General features: G+C 75.1%; 14 protein-coding genes and 1 pseudogene. 6 read left to right on the top strand and 9 right to left on the bottom strand.

Features of this window, described 5'->3' with window-relative positions; translation table 11 throughout:
• Positions 1 to 50: 50 nt before the first annotated feature.
• Positions 51 to 491 (bottom strand): annotated as a pseudogene (locus tag ACIQ8B_RS18810) (transposase); the annotation flags it as partial.
• A gap of 546 nt (positions 492 to 1,037) precedes the next feature.
• Here ACIQ8B_RS18810 and ACIQ8B_RS18805 point away from each other — a divergent pair.
• Positions 1,038 to 2,423, top strand: a complete 1,386-nt coding sequence (locus ACIQ8B_RS18805; RefSeq protein ID WP_403548066.1) for an MFS transporter — start codon at positions 1,038 to 1,040, stop codon at positions 2,421 to 2,423.
• Positions 2,424 to 2,474: 51 nt separating this feature from the next.
• Here the strand turns inward: ACIQ8B_RS18805 and ACIQ8B_RS18800 are convergent, their stop codons facing one another.
• From ACIQ8B_RS18800 to ACIQ8B_RS18775, 6 genes are all read right to left on the bottom strand, one after another.
• Positions 2,475 to 4,469, bottom strand: a complete 1,995-nt coding sequence (locus ACIQ8B_RS18800; RefSeq protein ID WP_403548064.1) for a helix-turn-helix domain-containing protein — start codon at positions 4,467 to 4,469, stop codon at positions 2,475 to 2,477.
• Between the two features lie 90 nt (positions 4,470 to 4,559).
• Positions 4,560 to 5,360 carry a 3-hydroxybutyrate dehydrogenase gene (locus ACIQ8B_RS18795; RefSeq protein WP_403548062.1) on the bottom strand — a complete coding sequence of 267 codons (801 nt, stop codon included), beginning with the start codon at positions 5,358 to 5,360 and terminating at the stop codon, positions 4,560 to 4,562.
• Between the two features lie 55 nt (positions 5,361 to 5,415).
• The gene (locus ACIQ8B_RS18790; RefSeq protein WP_106415433.1) at positions 5,416 to 5,916 is read right to left on the bottom strand and encodes an NUDIX domain-containing protein; all 501 of its coding nucleotides are present in this window, start codon (positions 5,914 to 5,916) and stop codon (positions 5,416 to 5,418) included.
• A 64-nt stretch (positions 5,917 to 5,980) separates the two neighbouring features.
• Positions 5,981 to 7,591, bottom strand: a complete 1,611-nt coding sequence (lnt, locus tag ACIQ8B_RS18785) for an apolipoprotein N-acyltransferase (RefSeq protein ID WP_403548060.1) — start codon at positions 7,589 to 7,591, stop codon at positions 5,981 to 5,983.
• A gap of 815 nt (positions 7,592 to 8,406) precedes the next feature.
• Complete coding sequence (locus ACIQ8B_RS18780; RefSeq protein ID WP_290008844.1) at positions 8,407 to 8,952, bottom strand: hypothetical protein; 546 nt, start codon at positions 8,950 to 8,952, stop codon at positions 8,407 to 8,409.
• A gap of 49 nt (positions 8,953 to 9,001) precedes the next feature.
• Entirely contained in the window at positions 9,002 to 9,796 is a 795-nt protein-coding gene (locus ACIQ8B_RS18775; protein WP_198602759.1) for a glutamate racemase, read from the bottom strand.
• A 39-nt stretch (positions 9,797 to 9,835) separates the two neighbouring features.
• Here ACIQ8B_RS18775 and ACIQ8B_RS18770 point away from each other — a divergent pair, with 39 nt between their 5' ends.
• On the top strand, positions 9,836 to 11,029 hold the full coding sequence (locus ACIQ8B_RS18770; RefSeq protein WP_403548058.1) for a glycosyltransferase: 1,194 nt from the start codon (positions 9,836 to 9,838) through the stop codon (positions 11,027 to 11,029).
• 7 nt (positions 11,030 to 11,036) lie between these two features.
• On the opposite strand, the gene ACIQ8B_RS18765 is transcribed toward ACIQ8B_RS18770, so the two are convergent.
• Positions 11,037 to 12,299 (bottom strand): TerD family protein, encoded by a 1,263-nt coding sequence (locus ACIQ8B_RS18765; RefSeq protein ID WP_403548055.1) that lies wholly within the window; start codon positions 12,297 to 12,299, stop codon positions 11,037 to 11,039.
• 358 nt (positions 12,300 to 12,657) lie between these two features.
• On the opposite strand from ACIQ8B_RS18765, the gene ACIQ8B_RS18760 reads away from it, so the two are divergent.
• The 4 genes from ACIQ8B_RS18760 to ACIQ8B_RS18745 all read left to right on the top strand — a co-directional run bounded on the left by ACIQ8B_RS18760 (position 12,658) and on the right by ACIQ8B_RS18745 (position 17,237).
• Entirely contained in the window at positions 12,658 to 13,098 is a 441-nt protein-coding gene (locus tag ACIQ8B_RS18760) for a DUF6643 family protein (protein ID WP_106415428.1), read from the top strand.
• Between the two features lie 41 nt (positions 13,099 to 13,139).
• Positions 13,140 to 13,967, top strand: a complete 828-nt coding sequence (locus tag ACIQ8B_RS18755) for an MOSC domain-containing protein (RefSeq protein WP_403548053.1) — start codon at positions 13,140 to 13,142, stop codon at positions 13,965 to 13,967.
• 101 nt (positions 13,968 to 14,068) lie between these two features.
• The gene (locus tag ACIQ8B_RS18750) at positions 14,069 to 14,671 is read left to right on the top strand and encodes a hypothetical protein (RefSeq protein ID WP_403548051.1); all 603 of its coding nucleotides are present in this window, start codon (positions 14,069 to 14,071) and stop codon (positions 14,669 to 14,671) included.
• Positions 14,672 to 14,795: 124 nt separating this feature from the next.
• The gene (locus ACIQ8B_RS18745; RefSeq protein WP_403548049.1) at positions 14,796 to 17,237 is read left to right on the top strand and encodes a right-handed parallel beta-helix repeat-containing protein; all 2,442 of its coding nucleotides are present in this window, start codon (positions 14,796 to 14,798) and stop codon (positions 17,235 to 17,237) included.
• A gap of 10 nt (positions 17,238 to 17,247) precedes the next feature.
• On the opposite strand, the gene ACIQ8B_RS18740 is transcribed toward ACIQ8B_RS18745, so the two are convergent.
• A complete protein-coding gene (locus tag ACIQ8B_RS18740; protein ID WP_403548093.1) occupies positions 17,248 to 19,587 on the bottom strand; it encodes a hypothetical protein in 2,340 nt (779 codons plus the stop codon).
• Positions 19,588 to 19,655 lie beyond the last annotated feature (68 nt).

Raw genomic sequence — 19,655 nt, 5'->3', positions numbered from 1 at the left:
GGCCGGACCGGCTCGGACGACGGACGTTGCCCGGCCGCGGGCGGGGCCGACCGTTCGTCCAGGTGCTTGGCCATCGCGCTGACCTGGGACTTCGACAGCTGAGTGACGCCCAGGGACTCGGCGAGCTTCTCGACCCGGCGGGTGGAGACACCGAGCAGGTAGGCGGTGGCGACCACCGAGATCAGGGCCTGCTCGGCCCGGCGGCGGTGCTCCAGGAGCCAGTGCGGGAAGTAGCTGCCCTGCCGCAGTTTGGGAACGGCGAGCTCGAGGGTGCCGGCGCGGGTGTCCCACTCGCGCGGGCGGTAGCCGTTGCGGTGGTTGACCCTCTCGTCGCTGACCTGCCCGTACTCGGCATTGCAGAGGGCATCGGCCTCCGCCGACATGAGGGCGTCGGCGAACGTCTTGACCATCGCGCGCAGCAGGTCCGGACTCGCCGAGTCGAGATTGTCCTCAGCGAGGACGTGCAGGGGCAGACTGTCGGGTGCGGTCATCGTGCTGATCTCCTTCGAAGACTTGGTCGTCTTGAAAGATCAGCCGGTGGCCGTTCTCATATCCGGACCCTCACTCCGACGCCGGGCCAGACGCCCGGATCAGGCGGGAACCCGTACACCACTTCCCAGGACGCAACCCCGCCAGCACACGAAGTACCTCCTGGGACCAACGTGCACAGCGCCCTTGCCGGTGCCGACGGCGGCTGAGCGGCAAGGCCGGACTCGGTCTCTCAGTCCGGTCACCTGCCGCGCAACGACTCCGAGTCGGTCGATCCCAGATGCCCGAGTTCAACGGAGCGTAGTCAGCACCAAACCAGCACGGGAGTCAGCACGGCACCGTCGAATCACCCTGAACCACGCGTCCCGGGTGGCACTCGTTTCGACCACCGCCGGTCCCCTGAACCGCCTTTCCCTGAGCCGGCATGGTGGCCGCGCGCATAGCCGACCCCCGAACTATGTCGCCCCGCCACATGTGCGCCTGACCTGCGGATTCCTACGGTGTGGCAACACGCAAACGTCCCCGTCACACCCCAGGAAGTGGTGCCGATGTCGTCGCCCGCAACCGCTCCACCAGCTCCGGACAACCTCAAGCGCATCGTCGCCGCGTCCCTCATCGGCACCACCATCGAGTGGTACGACTTCTTCCTCTACGGGTCGGCCGCCGCGCTGGTCTTCAACCAGCTGTTCTTCCCGGACTCCGACCCGCTGGTCGGCACGCTGCTGTCGTTCCTGACGTATGCCGTCGGGTTCGCCGCGCGGCCGCTCGGCGCGCTGGTGTTCGGGCACTACGGGGACCGGCTCGGGCGCAAGAAGCTGCTGGTGCTGAGCCTGTTGATGATGGGCGGGGCGACGTTCGCCATCGGTCTGCTGCCCACACACGCCGTCATCGGCAGTGCCGCACCGGTCCTGCTGACCGTGCTCCGGCTGGTGCAGGGCTTCGCGCTCGGCGGTGAGTGGGGCGGCGCCGTGCTGCTGGTGTCGGAGCACGGTGACGCGCGCCGGCGCGGGTTCTGGGCGTCGTGGCCGCAGACCGGCGCCCCGGCCGGGCAGTTGCTGGCGACCGGTGTGCTGGCGCTGCTGACCGCCGTATTGTCGGAGTCGGCGTTCGGCTCCTGGGGCTGGCGGATCCCCTTCCTGCTCTCCGGAGTTCTGGTGATCGTCGGTCTGTGGATCCGGCTCTCCGTCGACGAGTCGCCGGTGTTCCGGCAGGCGCTGGAGCGTGCCGAGACGCGCGAGGCGGACGCCGCCGCCGAGCGCATGCCGCTCGTGGCGGTGCTCAAGCACCACTGGCGGGACGTGCTGGTGGCGATGGGCGCGCGGATGGCGGAGAACATCAGCTACTACGTGATCACCGCGTTCATCCTGGTGTACGCCACCACCTCGGCCGGGGTGTCCAAGCAGACCGCGCTCAACGCCGTGCTCATCGCCTCCGCGCTGCACTTCGCCGTGATCCCCGCCTGGGGCGCCCTGTCGGACCGGCTGGGGCGGCGACCGGTGTACCTGATCGGTGCGGTCGGCGTGGGGCTGTGGATGTTCCCCTTCTTCGCGCTCATCGACACCGGGGGCTTCGGCGCCCTGCTGCTCGCGGTGACCGTGGGTCTCGTCATGCACGGGGCGATGTACGCACCGCAGGCCGCCTTCTTCTCCGAGATGTTCGCGACCCGGATGCGCTACTCCGGCGCCTCCATCGGCGCCCAGTTCGCCTCGGTCGCGGCCGGCGCCCCCGCCCCGCTGATCGCCACCGCGCTGCTGTCGGACCACGGCACCTCCACCCCGATCGCGCTCTACGTCATCGCCGCGAGTCTCGTCACGGTCGTCGCGATCCTGGCGGCCGAGGAGACCCGGCACCGGGATCTCGCGGACGTGTCCCCGGCGGATGAGCCGGACGTGCCCGTCAGGACCGAGGCCGCGCAGGACGCCCGCGCCCTCTGATCCCGTTCCTCGGCCCCGGCCCCCGTGTCCGCCCCCCGGCGGACACGGGGGTCAGGGCTGTGCGGGCGGCGGCTGTGTGATGCCGGACAGGCGGTGCAGGCGCAGGGCGAGCTGGATCTCCAGGGCGCGCTGCGGGCTCTGCCAGTCGTCGCCGAGGAGCCGGCCGACACGGTCCAGCCGCTGCGCGACCGTGTTGACGTGGACGTGCAGTTCGTCCTTGGTGCGGGCCGGACTCGTCCCGCACGCGAAGTACGCGTCGAGCGTGCGCAGCAGCTCGGTGCCGCGCCGCTCGTCGTACGCCACGACCCGGCCGATCGTGCGGTCGACGAAACCCGCGACGTCCCGCTCCCCCGCCAGCAGCAGGCCCAGGAACCCGAAGTCCTCGGCGGCGGAACCGTCGCCCGCGCGGCCGAGCAGCCGCAGGGTGTCGAGGCAGCGGCGGGCCTCCGCGTACGCCGTGGCCACCGTGTCCGGGCGGGCGAGGAGCTGTCCGACCGGGGCGGAGGCGCCGACCGTGACCGGTTCGTGGACGGCCGTGCCCAGGTCGCGGGCCGTGCGGCGGGCCAGGCCGGTGGCGGTGTCACCGGGAGCGAGCGGCAGCACCAGGACCGTGCCGCCGTCGCGGGCGGCGGCGAGGCCGTGGCGGGTCGCCGCGAGGTGGGAGGCCGCGGCCCACAGGCGTCTGCGGGCGTCGGCCTCCTGGTCGGCGTCCGCGGTGCCGCTCTCCAGCCGGGCGGCGAGCACGGCGTGCGTGGCGTCGAGGTCGGCGCGCAGCCGGGTCGCCCGCTCGCGCAGCAGGCGCGGGTCGCGGTCGCGGGCGTCGAGCAGGTCGTCGAGCAGTTCGCCGCGGACGCGCTGCTCGGCCTCGGCTGCGGAGCGGCGGGCCAGCAGCAGCAGCGAGGTGACCATGGCGGCACGCTCGAGGGTGCGCTGGTCGACGGGGTCGAGGCCCGGGTGGCCGCGCAGGACGAGCGCGCCGAGGAGTTCGTCGCCGGCGGCGACGGCGGCGATCCAGTCGTCCCCGTGCCGCACGGCGTGCCCCTCGGCGCGTGAGGACTCCAGGGCCGTCGCGGGCGCCGCCACGGCTTCGGTGAACTCGACGGCGCCGTCCAGGACCTGGGAGACGGCGGCGGCCACGTCGTGCACCCCGCCGCCGCGCAGGACCAGCTCGGCGAGGCGGTCGTGGACGTCGGAGGCGCGCTCGATGACGCCGCTGCGGTCCTGGATGATCTCGTTGGCCCGCTCCAGGCCGGCCAGCGCCTCACGGGTCTCGGCGAGCAGGTTGGCCGTGTCGATGGCGGCCGCGGCGAGCGCGGCGAACGAGCCCAGCAGGGCGATCTGCTCCCGCTCGAACACCCGGGAGCGGCGGTCCGCGGCGAACAGCACCCCGATGACGTGGTCCCCCAGCGTCAGGGGCACGCCGACGATGGCGACGAGTCCTTCGTCGCGCACCCCGCTGTCGATGGAGCGGGTGTGCTGGAAGCGGTCGTCGCGGAAGTAGTCGTCGGTGACGTAGGGGCGGGCGGTCTGGGCGACGAGGCCGCCGAGCCCCTCGCCCATGCCGAGACGCAGCTGCTGGAAGCGGGCCGCCACCGAGCCTTCGGTGACCCGCATGTAGGTGTCGCCCCGCTCCGGGTCGTTCAGGCTGAGGTAGGCGACGTCGGTGCCGAGCAGGGAACGGGCGCGCTGCACGATCGCGCGCAGCACGGCGTCCAGGTCGCGCAGTCCGGCGAGGTCGTGGGCGGTCTCGAACAGGGCGGACAGCTCGGCCTCACGGCGTCGGCGCCCCTCCATCTCGGAACGCACGCGCAGGGCGAGCAGCTTGGCCCGCTCCAGGGCCGCGACCCGCTCGGCGGGCAGGCCCTCGGCGCGGGCGAGCAGCACCGGCTGTTCGTAGGCCTCGGCGGGGGCGCCGCGGGCCAGCAGCTCCAGGAACGGCGCCTCGGCGCTGTCGGCGACGGGCCGGCCGGCGTCGGGGCGGGACCGGCCCGGCGGGCCGGTGGCGGAGGCGGACCGCTCGGCGGAGCGGAGGTGATCGCGGGGCATGGGTCTCAGGATTCCTCATCCGGCGGCCGCCCCGTCAGGCCTGTGGAAAACCTCGCGGGCCGACGGCCGGCCGCGGTCGGCGTCAGGGGCTCAGTGCGCGGTCCAGCCGCCGTCCAGGACCAGCGAGGCGCCGGTGACGAAGGAGGCCCGCGGGCCGCACAGGTAGGCCACCGCCTCGGCGACCTCCTCCGGTTCGATCAGGCGCTTGACCGCGCTGTCCTGCAGCAGCACCTCGGACACCACGCGCTCCTCGGGGATGCCGTGGGTGCGGGCCTGGTCGGCGATCTGCCTCTCGACCAGTGCGGTGCGCACATAGGCGGGGTTCACACAGTTCGAGGTGACACCGTGGGCGGCGCCTTCCAGGGCGGTGGTCTTGGACAGCCCTTCCAGGCCGTGCTTGGCGGCCACGTAGGCGGACTTGTAGGCCGAGGCGCGCAGGCCGTGCACGGAGGAGATGTTCACGACGCGCCCCCAGCCCTGTCCGTACATGTGCGGCAGGGCGCCCCGGATGAGACGGAAGGGGGCCTCCAGCATCACGGTGAGCACCGTGTGGAAGACGTCCGGCGGGAACTGCTCGATGGGGCGTACCAGCTGGAGTCCGGCGTTGTTGACCAGGACGTCCGTCCCGGCGGCGGCGGACTCGGCGGCGTCCAGGTCGGTGAGGTCCAGGACGTGCGGTTCGACGGCGCCGCCCAGGTCCGCGGCCGCGGCGGCGAGCGCCTCCAGCCCCTCGGCGTCCCGGTCGACGGCTCTGACCTTGGCGCCGGCGACCGCGAGCCGCAGCGCGCAGGCGCGGCCGATGCCGCCGGCGGCCCCGGTGACGAGCGCGGTGCGGCCGCCGAGGTCGAGGAGGGTGTCATGGGGGGCCGGGAGGGCACTGGGCGCGGTCATGGGGTTGACCCTAGGCAGCACGCCCCGGTCGACCCATGTGGGCGCGCACCACAGTTCAGCCGTTTCCAGTGGGGTCGAGCCATGTGGGTGCGGGCTCGAACCAGGTGGGTGCGTCGGCAAGGGCCTGCTTGATGCGGAAGCTCGCGAAGTCGTTCAGCTCGGGGAGCGCGTCCACGGCGAACCAGCCGACGTCCAGGGACTCGTCGTCGTTGACCCGCGCCTCGCCGCCGACGGCGCGGCAGCGGAAGGTGATGTCCATGTACTGGCAGATGTCGCCGTTGCCGTACGTCACCGGCTCCAGGGCCTGGACCAGCACGATCCGCTCGACCGCGCAGCGTACGGCGGTCTCCTCCTCGACCTCCCGCACCGCGCAGACGGCGGGCTGCTCCCCCGGGTCGGGGATGCCGCCGATGACCGACCACTTACGGGTGTCCGCCCGGCGGTTGAGCAGCACGCGGTCCTCGTCGTCGAAGACGAGGGCCGTGACGCCGGGCAGCCACAGCAGCTGGTGGCCGGCGGATGCGCGCAGGGTGCGGATGAAGTCAGGAGTAGCCATGCCCCCGACCTTAACGGGCACCCGGGAGCGCGCCCGGGCACGTCAGGCGGCGTGCGGTGTCCCCTCACCGGTCGCCGGTGCGCCGGGCGCGCACCCGCACGGCGACGCCCCGGCCGAGACCGCCCGCGGCGAGAAGGACGAGGGCCGCCTCCGGGAGGGCGCCGAGCCGGGTGGCGGGTGTCTGCGAGGTGCGCAGCGGCACCTCCTGCACCAGCGAGTCGGCGACGAACATGCCGGTCCTCTGAGTGATCCTTCCGTCCGGCATGATGACGGCGCTGACGCCGCTGGTCACCGGCACGGTGACGGCGCGGCTGTGCTCGACGGCGCGGACCCGGGACATGGCGAGCTGCTGGTAGGTCATCTCGCTGCGGCCGAAGGTGGCGTTGTTGCTGGGCACGGAGATCATCTTGGCGCCGTCGGTGACGGTGTCGCGCACGGCCCAGTCGAAGGCGGCCTCGTAGCAGGTGACCAGGCCGACGGCGGCGCCGTCCCGGTCGAACACGCCCGGCTCGGAGCCGCGGCTGAAGTCCTGGCGGACCATCGAGGTCCACTCCTCGTTGATCGCGCCGACCAGGGAGCGCAGCGGGAGGTACTCGCCGAACGGCTGGATCTGCCGCTTGTCGTAGGTGTCGACCGGGCCCTCCACCGGGTCCCAGAGGACCTGCTCGTTGAGCAGCTTCCCGTCCCGGGAGACCACCGCGCCGACCGAGACCGGCGCGCCGACGGCCTTCGCGGCGCGGTCGACGACCTGGCGGGCGTCCTCGTTGGCGAAGGGGTCGATGTCGGAGGAGTTCTCCGGCCACAGCACGATGTCCGGCCGCTCGGCACGGCCGGCGGCGACCTCGGCGGCCAGTCGCTCCGTCTCGCGCGCGTGGTAGTCGAGGACGGCCCGTCGCTGGGCGTTGAAGTCGAGCCCGAGACGGGGCACGTTGCCCTGGACGACGGCGACGGTGACCGTGCCGCTCTCGGCCCTGTCGCTGACCAGCGTGCGCGCCGCGAACGCCCCGGCCACCGGCACGGCGACGCTCAGCACGCCGACGACCGCGGCGGCCCGGTGCGGGACGCCGGCGCGCCGCGTCTTCACGGCGAGCCGCACCAGCTCGTACAGGCCGAATCCGCAGAGCACCACGGCGAAACCGAGGACCGGGGTGCCGCCGAGCGCGGCGAGCGGCAGGAACACGCCGTCGGCCTGGCCGAACGCGATCTTGCCCCAGGGGAAGCCGCTGAACGGCACGCGCGCGCGTGCCGCCTCGCCGGCGATCCACAGCGCCGCCGCCCACACCGGCCACCCGGGCAGACGCGACACCACGGTGATCCCCGCGCCGGCCAGCGCCACGTACACCGCCTCGATCACCACGAGCGCGAGCCACGGGCCGGGGCCGACCTCCACGCCGGTCCACACCAGCAGCGGCAGCAGGAACCCGAGGCCGAAGAGGTAGCCGAGGCCGAGGCCCGCCTTCCAGCTCCGGCCGCGCAGCACCCAGCCGAAGGCGGCGAAGGCGGGCAGGGCCAGCCACCACAGGGCGCGCGGCGGGAAGCTGACGTAGAGGAGGAGGCCCGCGAGCGCGGCGGCGACGGGCGGGAGGAGGCGCGCGCGCCACTTCTGCCAGGCCGAGGGCGTGGTCTGCGGCGGCATGGGGTCCGACGCGCCGACGGAGGTTGCGGTGACGGTCACTCGGGGAGTCTACGGCGCGTGACCTGGGGCGGGACAGCACGGTCGTACGGCGCCGGGACGGCCGGACGGTGCGCGGTCCCGGTGCCCGGCACCGTTTCCGCGCGGGTCGTCACTGGGCGTCCCCGAAGGGGCCACCAGCCGTTACCGTGTGCCGGTGCCTTGTCCGCGTGGCCCGTCGGGGCCCGCGGGCGGGGGCCGTCACAGCTCGGGGGCACGACGTGGGGCGGAGCGCGGGGTGGGTTCCACAGGTTCGGCGGACGGGACGTCCGCCGGTGCGGACGCGGACGGCGAGAGACGGGCCGGGCCGGACGCGGCGGGTGTGGTGGTGCTGGGCGCGTGCGCGGCCTGGCCGCTGATCACGGCGGCGGCCCGTGACGGCCGGCCGGAGGGGGTGCTGCTGGCGGTGCTGGCCGTGGCCGCGGGGTACGCGGCGGGCCGCATCGGCGGCGCGCCGCTGCCATCGGCCTGCCCCGTGACGGGCGCAGCCCACGACCGTCCGAGCGGCGCCGGCCCGGCGCCGGGCGGGGCCGCGGGGGTTCTCACGGAAGCACCGTGGCCGGGCACGACCCCTCCGACGACCGCCCCGTCCCGTCGCACCGGCGGACAGCACCACCGGGCGGTCACGCTTCTCCGTGACCGCGCCACGTCCGGGGAGAGCCGCACCGGCCGCCCCGCTTTGCGGCCGGCGCGGGCCACATGGTCCGGCGGCACGGCGCCCGGACCCGCGCATCACGTCGTCCACGAAGCGCCCACCGGTCGGGGGCGACGCGCGCCCGCCCCGCCGGCGAGGCGCCGTGCGCCGGGAGCCCGTCCCCTCACAGCTTCGTCCCCGGCCGCCTCAGCCGCAGCCGGTCGCGGATGACGCGGACCGCCGCCTCCGCGTCGTCCACCGTCACGGTGAACGTGTGGCCGTCCGCGAGCCGGAGGACCACGCCCTCGCCGCGGCGGACGACGACCGCCGTCCCCTTCTCGGGGCGCCAGCGATAGCCCCAGCCACCCCAGTGGCGGGGCGTGACGTGCGGGGCGAACTCGGCACCCGCGACATGGGACAGCGGGATGCGGCGGCGCGGCACGCCGATGTGGCCGCAGCGCACCTCGAGGTGGTCCTCGTCGACGCGCAGGGCCACGTGCACGAAGGCGAGGGTGCCGAACAGCACCAGGAGGCCGGCCGCGATGCAGCCGACGACGGCCATGGCGAGCGGCGCGCCACCGGACGTCCACGCGGAGTCGACGGCCAGGGCGATGCCGAGCGCCATGCACGCGACGCCGATCAGCGCCAGAAGCCACTGGAAGCGGGCGGTGGCGCGACCGGTCCAGACCTCGGAGTACAGGCCGTGCTCGCCGGAGCGGTGGTCCCTCATGCCTCGAGGCTACTCAGGATCCGCCCCGTCGGTACTTCGTCGCGGGCCGTTACTGAGCCGTCCGGGCGGGGACGGCCGCCTGGAGCAGCCCGCCCTCCGGATAGGTGAGGGCGGCCTCGGGCAGCGGGCCCGGGCGCCCGCTGAGCAGCACGGTCAGCGTGCCGGTGGCGGGGGCGTCGGGGACGGGCTGCTCGCCGAGCCGCCGCAGGGCCTGGGCGGCCACCGCGCCGGCGGAGCCGTGCAGGGCGAGCGGCCGCGGTCCGGGGCGCTGCACGGCGGCGCGGATGCGGTCGGCGACCAGCTCGTAGTGGGTGCAGCCGAGGACGACGGTGGTCACGTCGTCCGGGGTGAGTTCGGCGGCCGCGGCGACCGCGGCGTCGATCGCCGTGTCGTCGGCGCGCTCCACGGCCTCGGCCAGTCCCCAGCAGGGCACCTCGGTGACGGTCACGCCCGCGGCGAACCTCTTGATCAGGTCGCGCTGGTAGGGGCTGCCCGTGGTGGCGGGCGTGGCCCAGATGGCGAGCGGGCCGCCGCCGGCCGCGGCCGGCTTGATGGCGGGGACGGTGCCGACGACCGGCAGGTCGGGCTCGTGGCGGGCGCGCAGGGCGGTGAGGGCGTGCACGGTGGCCGTGTTGCAGCCGACGATCAGCGCGTCGGGCCGGTGCACGGCGGCCGCCTCGGCGACGGCCAGGGCGCGCTCGGTGAGGTCGGCGGGCGTCCTGGGTCCCCACGGCATGCCGTCGGGGTCGAGGGAGAGCACCAGATCGGCGTCGGGGCGCAGTCGCCGTACCGCGGCGGTGGCCGCCAGCAGTCCGATTCCGGAGTCCATGAGCGCGATCTTCACCCGGCCACGATAGACGATGAGCCGCTGCGGGGCCGTGCCGTGGGGCAGACTGCGCACGTGAGCGCCGTCGTGTGGAGTGCCGCCGTGTCCCTCGCCGCCTGGCTGTGGCTGCTGCTGTTCCAGGGGTGGTTCTGGCGCACGGACGTACGGCTTCCGGCGTCGCGCGACCCGGACGCGTGGCCGGACGTGGGCGTGGTGGTCCCCGCGCGGGACGAGGCGGCGGTGCTGCCCGCGAGCCTGCCGTCGCTGCTCGCCCAGGACTACCCCGGCCGGGCGGCGGTGTTCCTCGTCGACGACGGCAGCACGGACGGCACCGGGGACCTCGCCCGGGAGCTGGCCCGGCGGCAGGGCGGTCTGCCGCTCACCGTGGTCTCCCCCGGGGAGCCGCCGGCCGGGTGGACCGGCAAACTGTGGGCGGTGCGGCACGGCATGGAGCTGGCCCGCGCCGGGAACCCCGAGTACCTGCTGCTGACGGACGCCGACATCGCGCACGCCCCGGACAGCCTGCGGCGGCTGGTGGCGGCGGCCCGGACCGGCGGGTTCGACCTCCTGTCGCAGATGGCTCGGCTGCGGGTGGAGAGCCTGTGGGAGCGCCTGGTCGTGCCGGCGTTCGTGTACTTCTTCGCGCAGCTCTACCCGTTCCGCCGGATCGCCCGCCCGGGGTCGCGGACGGCCGCGGCGGCCGGGGGCTGCGTGCTGCTGCGCGCCGACGCCGCTGCCCGGGCGCGGATCCCGGACGCCGTGCGGCACGCCGTGATCGACGACGTGGCCGTGGCCCGTGCGGTCAAGCGGAGCGGCGGGCGCGTGTGGCTGGGCCTGGCGGACGCCGTGGACAGCGTGCGCCCCTATCCGCGGCTGCGTGACCTGTGGCGCATGGTGTCGAGGAGCGCGTACGCGCAGCTGCGGCACAGCCCGGTGCTGCTGGCGGGCACGGTGGCCGGTCTGGCGCTGGTGTACCTGGTGCCGCCGGTCGCGGTGGCCGTGGGCGCGGCGGCGGGGAGCCCGCCGTGCGCGCTGCTGGGTGCGGCGGCCTGGCTGGTGATGGCGGGGACGTACGTCCCGATGCTGCGGTACTGCCGGCAGCCGCTGTGGCTCGCCCCGCTGCTGCCGGTGACCGCGTTCCTCTACCTGCTGATGACGGTGGACTCGGCGGTGCAGCACCGCCGCGGGCGCGGTGCCGCCTGGAAGGGCCGCACCTACGCCCGCCCGGAGACCGCCGCCGAGGAGGTCTGACGGGGCGTCACTTGCGGCCGGGCGTCCAGTTCATGCCCCAGCCGTACGCGTGGTCGACGGTGCGCTGCGGGCTGACGCCGCGCTCGGGGACGAGGTAGCGGGCCTCGCGCTGGACGACCAGGTCGCCGCTGCCGTTGTTGCTGATGAGTGCGAGCGCGCACACCGTGGAGGGAACGGTGCACTCGTCGAGGGAGAAGTCGATGGGGGCGCCGTGCTGCGGGCGCAGGGTGACCGTCGCGTGCAGGTCGGCGAAGGAGCGGGCGCCCTCGTAGACTGTGACGAAGACGAGGATGCGCCGGATGAGGTGCCTGTGATCGAGGTTGACGGTGAGGTTCTCGCCGCTCGACGAGGCGCCGGTGCGGTCGTCGCCGTCGAGGTGGATGAAGGGCGGCTGGTGCAGCGAGCCGAAGGCGTTGCCGAGGGCCTGGACCACGCCCTTCCTGCCGTCGGTGAGCTCCCACAGGGCGCACAGGTCGAGGTCGGCGTGCATGGCGACCGGCCGGCCCAGTTTGGCGGCCCAGCCGGAGAACTGCTTGCGCACCTCCCAGTTGAGGTTGACGTGCAGGGAGCCCGAGGTGCCGCCCTGCTTGGACAGCGACACGGACGGCGCCGCCTTGGTGAGCGTCACCTTCGTCAGCCGGACCGGCGCCGGGGGCGCGGCCGGCGGAGGCGGGGGCTGCGGCACGGTGACCGTCGGGGTGACCGGCGGGGCCGGGGGCGCGACGGGTGCGGCGGGCGGGGCGGCGTGCTGCGGCTCGTCCACGGTGATGCCGTAGTCGGTGGCCAGTCCCTCGAGCCCGCTGCTGTAACCCTGGCCGACGGCGCGGAACTTCCAGACGCCCTGGCGCCGGTAGAACTCGCCGAGCACGAACGCCGTCTCGGTGGTGGCGCCGGCGCTGTCGAAGCGGGCGGCCACGGTGCCGTCCGCCGCGTCCTTCACCTCGATGGAGAGGTCCGGGACCTGCCCGAAGGCGCCGCCGTCGCTGGAGGCGGCCAGGACGACGGACTCGACGCCGGGTTCGACGCGGGCGAGGTCGACGAGCAGGGTGTCGGTCACCCGGCCCCCGGCCTGCCGCTTGCCCTCGTGGCGTACGGCGCCGGAGGCGTGGGCGGGCTGGTTGTAGAAGACGAAGTCGCCGTCGGAGCGGACCTTGCCGCCGGCCAGCAGCAGCGCCGAGGCGTCCGCGTCGGGGACGCCGGGGCCCGAGCTCCAGCCCACGTCCACCCGCAGTGCCGTGGCCGGCACCTGTGTGTTCGATCCCTTCGGCATTGACATGTCCCGCCCCCATCACAGGTCGCCGCGCCAGGCCGGTTCCCGGCATCCGTCGGTGTGCGTCCGTCCAACCTATTCCCCCGCGCGTCGGACGCCCACGGCGGCCGACGACATCGCGCTGATCGCGGCCCGCCCGCTCCCCCGCGCGGGGGCCGCCCACGCCCCACGGACGCGGACACTCCGTGCGACCGCCGGTAACACCCTGGGAGCTCGGCCTTTACACGAAAATCACGCGGCAGAAAGCCTGTTTTCCTCACATTCGCTCGCATTGGGGACCGGGAGTCACCCAGGGAGCGGAAAACAACCCTCTTATCGGTCTCCCCAACCGGCACATCGTGGGCTTAACTTATGTGCCATGACCTCCCCCCGCTCCATGTATGGCGGCGGCTACTCCTCCGCTGCCTTCCCGGACACCCCGATCTACGACTCGCTCGTGGCCGAGCGGGGCACCCCGCAGATCGCCCCGATCCGGGTCCCCGCCGCGTACGAGGCGCCGGGCAGTCACCTGCCCGCGCTTCCCTCGGCGTTGCCGGCCCTCCCGGCGGCACCGTCCCAGCCGTCCTACGGCTACGGCTACCCCCAGCCCGCGGCGCCGCAGCCCGCCCCTCTCCAGCAGGCGCACACGCCGTACATCCCGCAGCAGGCCACCGCGCCGCGCGGCTACCCCGGCCCCCAGCCGCAGCCGCCGCGCCCGCCCCAGCCCGCCGGGTACGAGGCGATGCGCCCCGCCGCCCCGCGGCCGGCGCCCGCGCCGTACCAGGACCCGTACAACAACCAGCAGTACCGGGGGTACTGAGCGGACCGGGGGCCGTCGTCCCGTGATGGCACGATGGCCCCATGCGGAACGCTCGTGTGCGCTCGATCCACGTTCATCCGGTCAAGGCCTTCCGGAGCCTGCCGCTCCGGGAGGTCGTCGTGGAGCGCTGGGGTCCGGCCGGTGACCGGCGCTGGATGCTGATCGACGACGGGGGAAAGGTCGTCACCCAGCGCCGCCACCCGCGTCTGGCCCTCGCCGCCGCCGAGCCGCTGCCCGGCGGCGGCGTCGTGCTGTCCGCACCCGGCCGGGACCCGGTCACGGTGCCCGTGCCGGCGCCCAGCGCGACCGTCCCGGCGGAACTCTTCGGCGACAAGGTGGAGGTCGTCCCCGCCGAGGACGCGGCCGTGCACGCCTGGTGCAGCGGCTTCCTGGGCACTCCGGTACGGCTCGTGCACCTCGACGACCCGGCCGTGCGACGGCCGGTGGACCCCGCGTACGCGCTGCCCGGCGAGACGGTCACCCTCGCCGACGGCTACCCGCTGCTGCTCACCACGACCGCCTCCCTGGACCGGCTCAACTCCCTGATCGCACAGGGCGCGCACGCGGACGAGGGTCCGCTGCCGATGAGCCGCTTCCGGCCCAACGTGGTCATCGAGGGGACGGAGGCGTGGGCGGAGGACCGCTGGACCCGCGTCACGATCGGCGCGGTCCCGTTCCGGGTCGCCAAGCCGTGCGGACGGTGCGTGGTCACCACCACCGACCAGGACAGTGCCCTGCGCGGACGCGAGCCGCTGCACACCCTGGGCCGGCACCGGTCCGTCGACGGCCGGCTCGTCTTCGGCCAGAACCTGGTGCCCCTCTCCCCCGGCACCCTCCGGGCCGGCGATCCGCTGGAGGTCGTGGCCTGACGCACGACCGGGCGGATCCGCGCGGCGCGGGAACCCGGGCCCGCTCCGGCGCGTTGGGCTGCGTGAGGGGTCGGTGAGAGACCGGGCAGGGGGTGCGTGCCGTGCGGGCGGTCGGCGGACTGTGGCGCTGGCGGCGCAACCCGCTGCGCCGCGCCACCGACCTCGCGGAGGCCTGGCTGGCGCTCACCGCGCTCCTGCTGGTCACCCTCGCCGCACCGCTGGCCGGCGTCCTCGTCGGCAGCGCCGCGCACGCGTCGCTGCAGCGTTCGGCCCTCGCCCAGCAGCAGTCCCGTCACCTGGTGACGGCCACGGTGGTGCGCGAGCTCGAGCCCTCCCTGCCGGACACGGACCCGGAGCTGGCGGGCGGGGCCCCGGGCAGTCGCGTCCTGGCCCGCTGGACCGCCCCGGACGGCACCGACCGGCGGGAGCCCGTGCGGGCGCGCCTGCCGGACCCCCGGCCGGGCGGCACCTTCCGCATATGGACCGACGGCAGCGGGGACCGGGTCGCGCGCCCGCTGGACGCGGGCACGGCGACGGCGTACGCGGTGCTGGCGGGCGCGGGGGCCGGGCTGCTGGCCGCCGGGCTGTTCGAGGGCGGGCGGCGCCTGGTGCTGCGGCGCATGCTCGGCGACCGGTACGCCCGCTGGGACCGGGAGTGGGGCCGCGCGGGTCCGGACTGGGGCAGGGCGGGAGCCGACAGCTGACGGCGTTCCGGCTCCGGTCAACTCGCCGCCCCCGCGCACGCTACGGTGGTCCGGCCGAACCGATCGGCAGCGACTCGGGCGGGAACGGTCCACAGGTACGACGAGGTGGGGGCACGGCAACACCATGGCACAGGGCACGGTCCAGGTGACGCACACCGGCACATCGCGGTGGCGACGCCGCACGGGTGAGTACCCATCGCTCGCCGCCGCCCTGGAGGCCGCGGCCGAGGGCGACGTCCTCACCGTCGCTCCCGGCACCTACCGGGAGAACCTCGTCGTGCGGCGGGCGGTGACCCTGCGCGGGCCCGAGGGGGCGCCAGGATCGGTGCGCATCGCGCCGCCGGACGGGGTACCGCTCACCGTGCGCGCCTCCGCCGTGGTGCAGGACCTGCACGTGGAGGGGCAGGACGCCACCGCCCCGGCCGTGCTGCTGGAGGACGGCACCCCGGAGCTGCGGGACATCCGCGTGGTCAGCCGGTCCGCGGCCGGCATCGAGGTGCGCGGCGCCGCACGGCCCACGGTGCGCCGCTGCGCGGTCGACAACCCGGCGGGCGCCGGCATCGCCGTCCTGGACGGCGGGGGCGGGGTGTTCGAGGAGTGCGAGGTGGTCGCCGCCGGCCAGGCGGGCGTCGCCGTGCGCGGCGGAGGCCACCCCCGGCTGGAGCGCTGCCGGGTGCACCACGCTTCCGGTTCCGGGCTGACCGTGACCGGGGAGAACTCGGCGCTGGAGGCCGTCGGGTGCGAGGTGTACGAGGTGCGCGGCAGCGGGGTGCAGGTGACCGGCCGCGCCACCGCCCACCTCACCGACTGCGACGTGCACCGCACCACCGGGGACGGCGTCACGCTCGACACGGACGCCGTGCTGACGCTGGCCGACTGCCGCATCCACGACATCCCGGAGAACGCGGTCGACCTGCGCTCCCGTTCGGTGCTCACCCTGACCCGCACCACGGTGCGGCAGTTCGGCCGCAACGGCCTGTCGGTGTGGGACCCGGGCACGCGGGTCGACGCCAACCAGTGCGAGATCTTCGACAGCACCGGCGACTACCCGGCGGTGTGGGTGAGCGACGGCGCCACGGCCGTCCTGGAGTCCTGCCGGGTGCACGACGTGCCGGACGCCCTGTTCGTGCTCGACCGCGGCTCGCGCGCGGACGTCGTCGACAGCGACCTCTCGCAGGTGCGCAACACGGCGGTCTCGGTGAGCGACGGCGCGACCGCCCAGCTCGACGACTGCCGGATCCGGGAGGCGGCGACGGGCGCCTGGTTCCGTGACCACGGCAGCGGCGGCATCCTCAACAACTGCTCCCTGGACGGCACCCGGACCGGCGTCATCGTCACCAAGGGCGCCGACCCGGCCGTCGAGCGCTGCACGGTCGACTCCCCCGCCGAGGCGGGCGTGTACGTCTCCGCGGGCGGCCGCGGCACCTTCGAGCACTGCCGGGTCACGGGCAGCGGCGGCTACGGCTTCCACGTCATCGACGGCAGCCGTACGACGCTGCGCAAGTGCCGTACCGAGCGCTGCGCGCGCGGGGGTTACGAGTTCGCCGAGGGCGCCGACGGGACGTCCGGCTCGGGCGGACCGGTCGTCGAGGACTGCACGAGCGACGAGTCCGGCAGCCTGCGCGCCGAGCCGCCCGCGCCGGAGCCCGCGGTGCAGACGACGGGCCGCACCACGGGACTGCTGGGCACGGTCCCCGCCCCGGCCTCCGAGACCCCGGCCCCGCCCGCACCCGTGCCGGAAGCGCGGCGCCCGGCGCGCACCTCGAAGGACGTCCTCGGTGAACTCGACGCCCTGGTCGGCCTGGAGAGCGTCAAGCGCGAGGTGCGGGCCCTCACCGACATGATCGAGGTGGGCCGGCGCCGGCAGCAGGCCGGGCTGAAGGCGGCGTCCGTCAAGCGGCACCTGGTGTTCACCGGCTCCCCCGGCACCGGCAAGACCACCGTGGCGCGCCTGTACGGCGAGATCCTCGCCTCGCTCGGGGTGCTGGAGCAGGGCCACCTGGTCGAGGTGTCCCGCGTGGACCTGGTCGGCGAGCACATCGGCTCGACGGCGATCCGCACCCAGGAGGCGTTCGAGAAGGCGCGCGGCGGGGTGCTGTTCATCGACGAGGCGTACGCGCTCTCGCCGGAGGACGCGGGCCGGGACTTCGGCAAGGAGGCCATCGACACGCTGGTGAAGCTGATGGAGGACCAGCGGGACGCGGTGGTGGTCATCGTGGCCGGCTACACGGCCGAGATGGAGCGCTTCCTGTCGGTCAACCCCGGTGTGGCGTCCCGTTTCTCGCGGACGATCACGTTCGGCGACTACGGTCCCGGGGAACTGCTGCGGATCGTGGAACAGCAGGCCGAGGAGCACGAGTACCGGCTGGCGCCGGGCGCGGCCGAGGCGCTGCTGGCGTACTTCACCGACATCCCCAAGGGCCCCGCGTTCGGCAACGGGCGCACGGCGCGGCAGACGTTCGAGGCGATGGTGGAGCGGCACGCGAGCCGTGTCGCCCAGCTCGACGAGCCCACCACCGACGACCTGACGCTGCTGTACGCGGAGGACCTGCCCGCGCTGCCCTGAGCGCGGGCCGTCACGCCGCCGGGCCGGGTTCCCCGGTGTGGCGCGGGGCGGGCACCTCGGGCCGCAGCCGGGCGAGCAGGCGCCGGCGTTCCTCCGCGAACGCCGGGTCGGCCTGGTAGTCGGAGTGGCCGAGGATCGGCGCGGGCAGCGGATGGTCCGCGGTGCGGCCGTAGGCGAGAGGGTCCTTCAGCGGCGGGCGGTCCACGTCGGGTCCGCCGTCCCCGGGCAGCCGCACGGGGCCGCCGATGGGGTCGGTGCGCCGGTACAGGTTGCGCCAGCAGTCGACCTCCCGGTGCAGGGAGCCGAGCGCGTCCGGGCCGAAGTGCGCGGGGAACCAGCGGCCGTACAGCCGCTCCAGCGGGGAGCCGTAGGTGAGCAGGGCGACGCGCCGGCGGGCGGACGGCGGGAGCTGCCAGGCCGCCGCGGCGGCGAGCACGCTGCCCTGGGAGTGCCCGGAGAGCACCAGCCGTCCGCCGGTGGCGCGGGTCCAGGTGGCGATCCGCCAGGTCAGGTCGGGCACCGCGCGCTCGGCGTAGCAGGGCGGCGCGAAGGGGTGCGCGGCGCGCGGCCAGAAGGTGCCGACGTCCCACAGGATCCCTATGGTGCGGCGGGCGGAGGCGTCCTTGTAGGCGCGGCGGCCCCAGGTGACGAGGAGGACGAAGCCGAGGCCGATCAGCCAGGAGCCGAGGGCCTGCGCGGTCTGCGCGGCGCCGTGCACCACGGGGTGGGCGCCGCGCGCCGCCTCGCCGGGCGTCCTCCCGGTGGCCATCGCGCCGGCGAGGGCTCCGGCGCCCAGCAGCAGGGTGGCGGCGGAGGTGACGGCGAGGATGCGCGGTCCGCGGTCGGTGAGGGCGGCCATGGCGCGCACCGACGCGATGCGGCGGGTGCGGCCGGGGTCGGCCGTCTCGGCCGGGTACTCGTCCTCCACGACGGCACGCTCGGCCCGTGCGAGGTGCCAGGCGCGGCGGGCGAGCCAGCCGCACATGACGAGGAGCAGCACGAGCAGCGGGGGGATGACGGACGCCTGCCAGGTGAGCAGGACCGGCGGGCCGGGGAGGGAGGCGCGGGTGCCGTCCAGCCAGTCGGACACCCGTTGCGAGACGCCGCCGGACATCACCCCGCCGAGGGCGCAGGCGAGCATGGCGACCGCCGGTCCGGCCAGCCCGCGCAGCGCGGTGCGCCGGTCGGGGTCGGTGCGGTGCAGGGTGTGGGCGACGCCGGCGAGGACGATCACCAGCAGGCCCTGCGCGAGGGTGAGGGCGCCGAAGGTGACGTCGCCCGGCAGCCGGTCCGTGGACTGCCAGCCGGGGCGTTCCCATCCGGCGTACAGCGCGCTGAGGACGAGCAGGGCGAGGGCGGCGAGGGGCAGTGCGCGCACCAGCGGGCGGTCCGCCTCGTCGTCGAGGCGGCGTTCGCTGCGGCCGCGGCGGCAGACCACCCACACCACCGCGCAGGCCCCGGCGGCCAGCGCCGCCTCCAGCGTCACGCCCAGGACGGCGAGGGCGGCGGGACCGCCCGGTTCGCGGTCGTACCGGGCGGCGGCGGAGCCGACGGCGGCGGCGACCGTCAGCAGCGCGGCGGCGGTGTGCGCGGCGCGCAGCCGGGCGCCCAGCCGGCGGCCGTACCAGAAGCCGGGCCGGTTGAGCGCGGACGGGCCGGTGTCCTCCTCCGGCGCGGACGCGTCGGCCATCGGCTGCTGCGACTCGTACGCGCTCCAGGTGCGCAGGGACAGGAACCACAGCAGACCGGTGAGGGCGGCGGGCACCAGGGCGGCGAGGGCGAGCCGGCGGCCCGGGGCGCTCCACCAGCCGCCGTCGGCCGACATGAAGCCGAGCCAGGAGTGCCGGTCCGCGCAGGCGGGCGTGCCCGCGCACTGCCAGGCGGTCAGGTCGAGGGCGACCTCGCAGGCGGCGGCGACGAGCAGCACGGTGAGGCTGAGGCCGGTCAGCCGCACCAGCAGCCCGTACAGCCGGACCGTGCGGCGGCGGCCGTGGGCGCTGGGGCGCATCCAGTGGGCGAGGTTGACCACCATGAAGGGCAGGAGCAGCAGCCACAGGGCGCGGGTGCCGTTGCCGGAGGTGAGGTTGCACCAGACGTACGCCTCGGGGACCGGTCCGTCGCGGCGGACGGCGGGGTCCCGCTCGGCGTCGGCGTCGGCGGCGCGGCGGAACACGGCGGCGACGTCGTCGCCGGTGACGCGGACCGTGCGCGGGTCGTCGAGCATCCGCTCCGGGGTGGTGCCGCCCACCCCGTGCACCAGGAGCTCCAGGGCGGTCCCGGGCCCGGCGGGCCCCCCGGCGGCCGGCGCTCCGCCGTCCTCCGCCGGTCTGTGCTGCTGTGCGTTCCCCACCACGTCGCCTCCCCCGTGACGCCCCGTCGGCCCCGTCCGTGCGGGACAGGATCTCCCGTATCCGGACG

Origin of the sequence: Streptomyces sp. NPDC096105 (genome assembly GCF_044763335.1) — a bacterium.
Classification (GTDB): Bacteria; Actinomycetota; Actinomycetes; order Streptomycetales; family Streptomycetaceae; genus Streptomyces.
The sequence above is the reverse complement of the archived record's forward strand: the minus strand, read 5'-3'. Positions and strand labels throughout refer to the sequence as shown.

What these genes read in the sequence shown, in the direction of transcription:
- ACIQ8B_RS18800 (WP_403548064.1), bottom strand. Translation starts at nt 4,469, where the DNA reads ATGCCCCGCGATCACCTCCGCTCCGCCGAGCGGTCCGCCTCCGCCACC.
- ACIQ8B_RS18790 (WP_106415433.1), bottom strand. Translation starts at nt 5,916, where the DNA reads ATGGCTACTCCTGACTTCATCCGCACCCTGCGCGCATCCGCCGGCCAC.
- ACIQ8B_RS18760 (WP_106415428.1), top strand. Translation starts at nt 12,658, where the DNA reads ATGACCTCCCCCCGCTCCATGTATGGCGGCGGCTACTCCTCCGCTGCC.
- ACIQ8B_RS18745 (WP_403548049.1), top strand. Translation starts at nt 14,796, where the DNA reads ATGGCACAGGGCACGGTCCAGGTGACGCACACCGGCACATCGCGGTGG.
- ACIQ8B_RS18780 (WP_290008844.1), bottom strand. Translation starts at nt 8,952, where the DNA reads ATGAGGGACCACCGCTCCGGCGAGCACGGCCTGTACTCCGAGGTCTGG.
- ACIQ8B_RS18765 (WP_403548055.1), bottom strand. Translation starts at nt 12,299, where the DNA reads ATGCCGAAGGGATCGAACACACAGGTGCCGGCCACGGCACTGCGGGTG.
- ACIQ8B_RS18805 (WP_403548066.1), top strand. Translation starts at nt 1,038, where the DNA reads ATGTCGTCGCCCGCAACCGCTCCACCAGCTCCGGACAACCTCAAGCGC.
- ACIQ8B_RS18795 (WP_403548062.1), bottom strand. Translation starts at nt 5,360, where the DNA reads ATGACCGCGCCCAGTGCCCTCCCGGCCCCCCATGACACCCTCCTCGAC.
- ACIQ8B_RS18755 (WP_403548053.1), top strand. Translation starts at nt 13,140, where the DNA reads ATGCGGAACGCTCGTGTGCGCTCGATCCACGTTCATCCGGTCAAGGCC.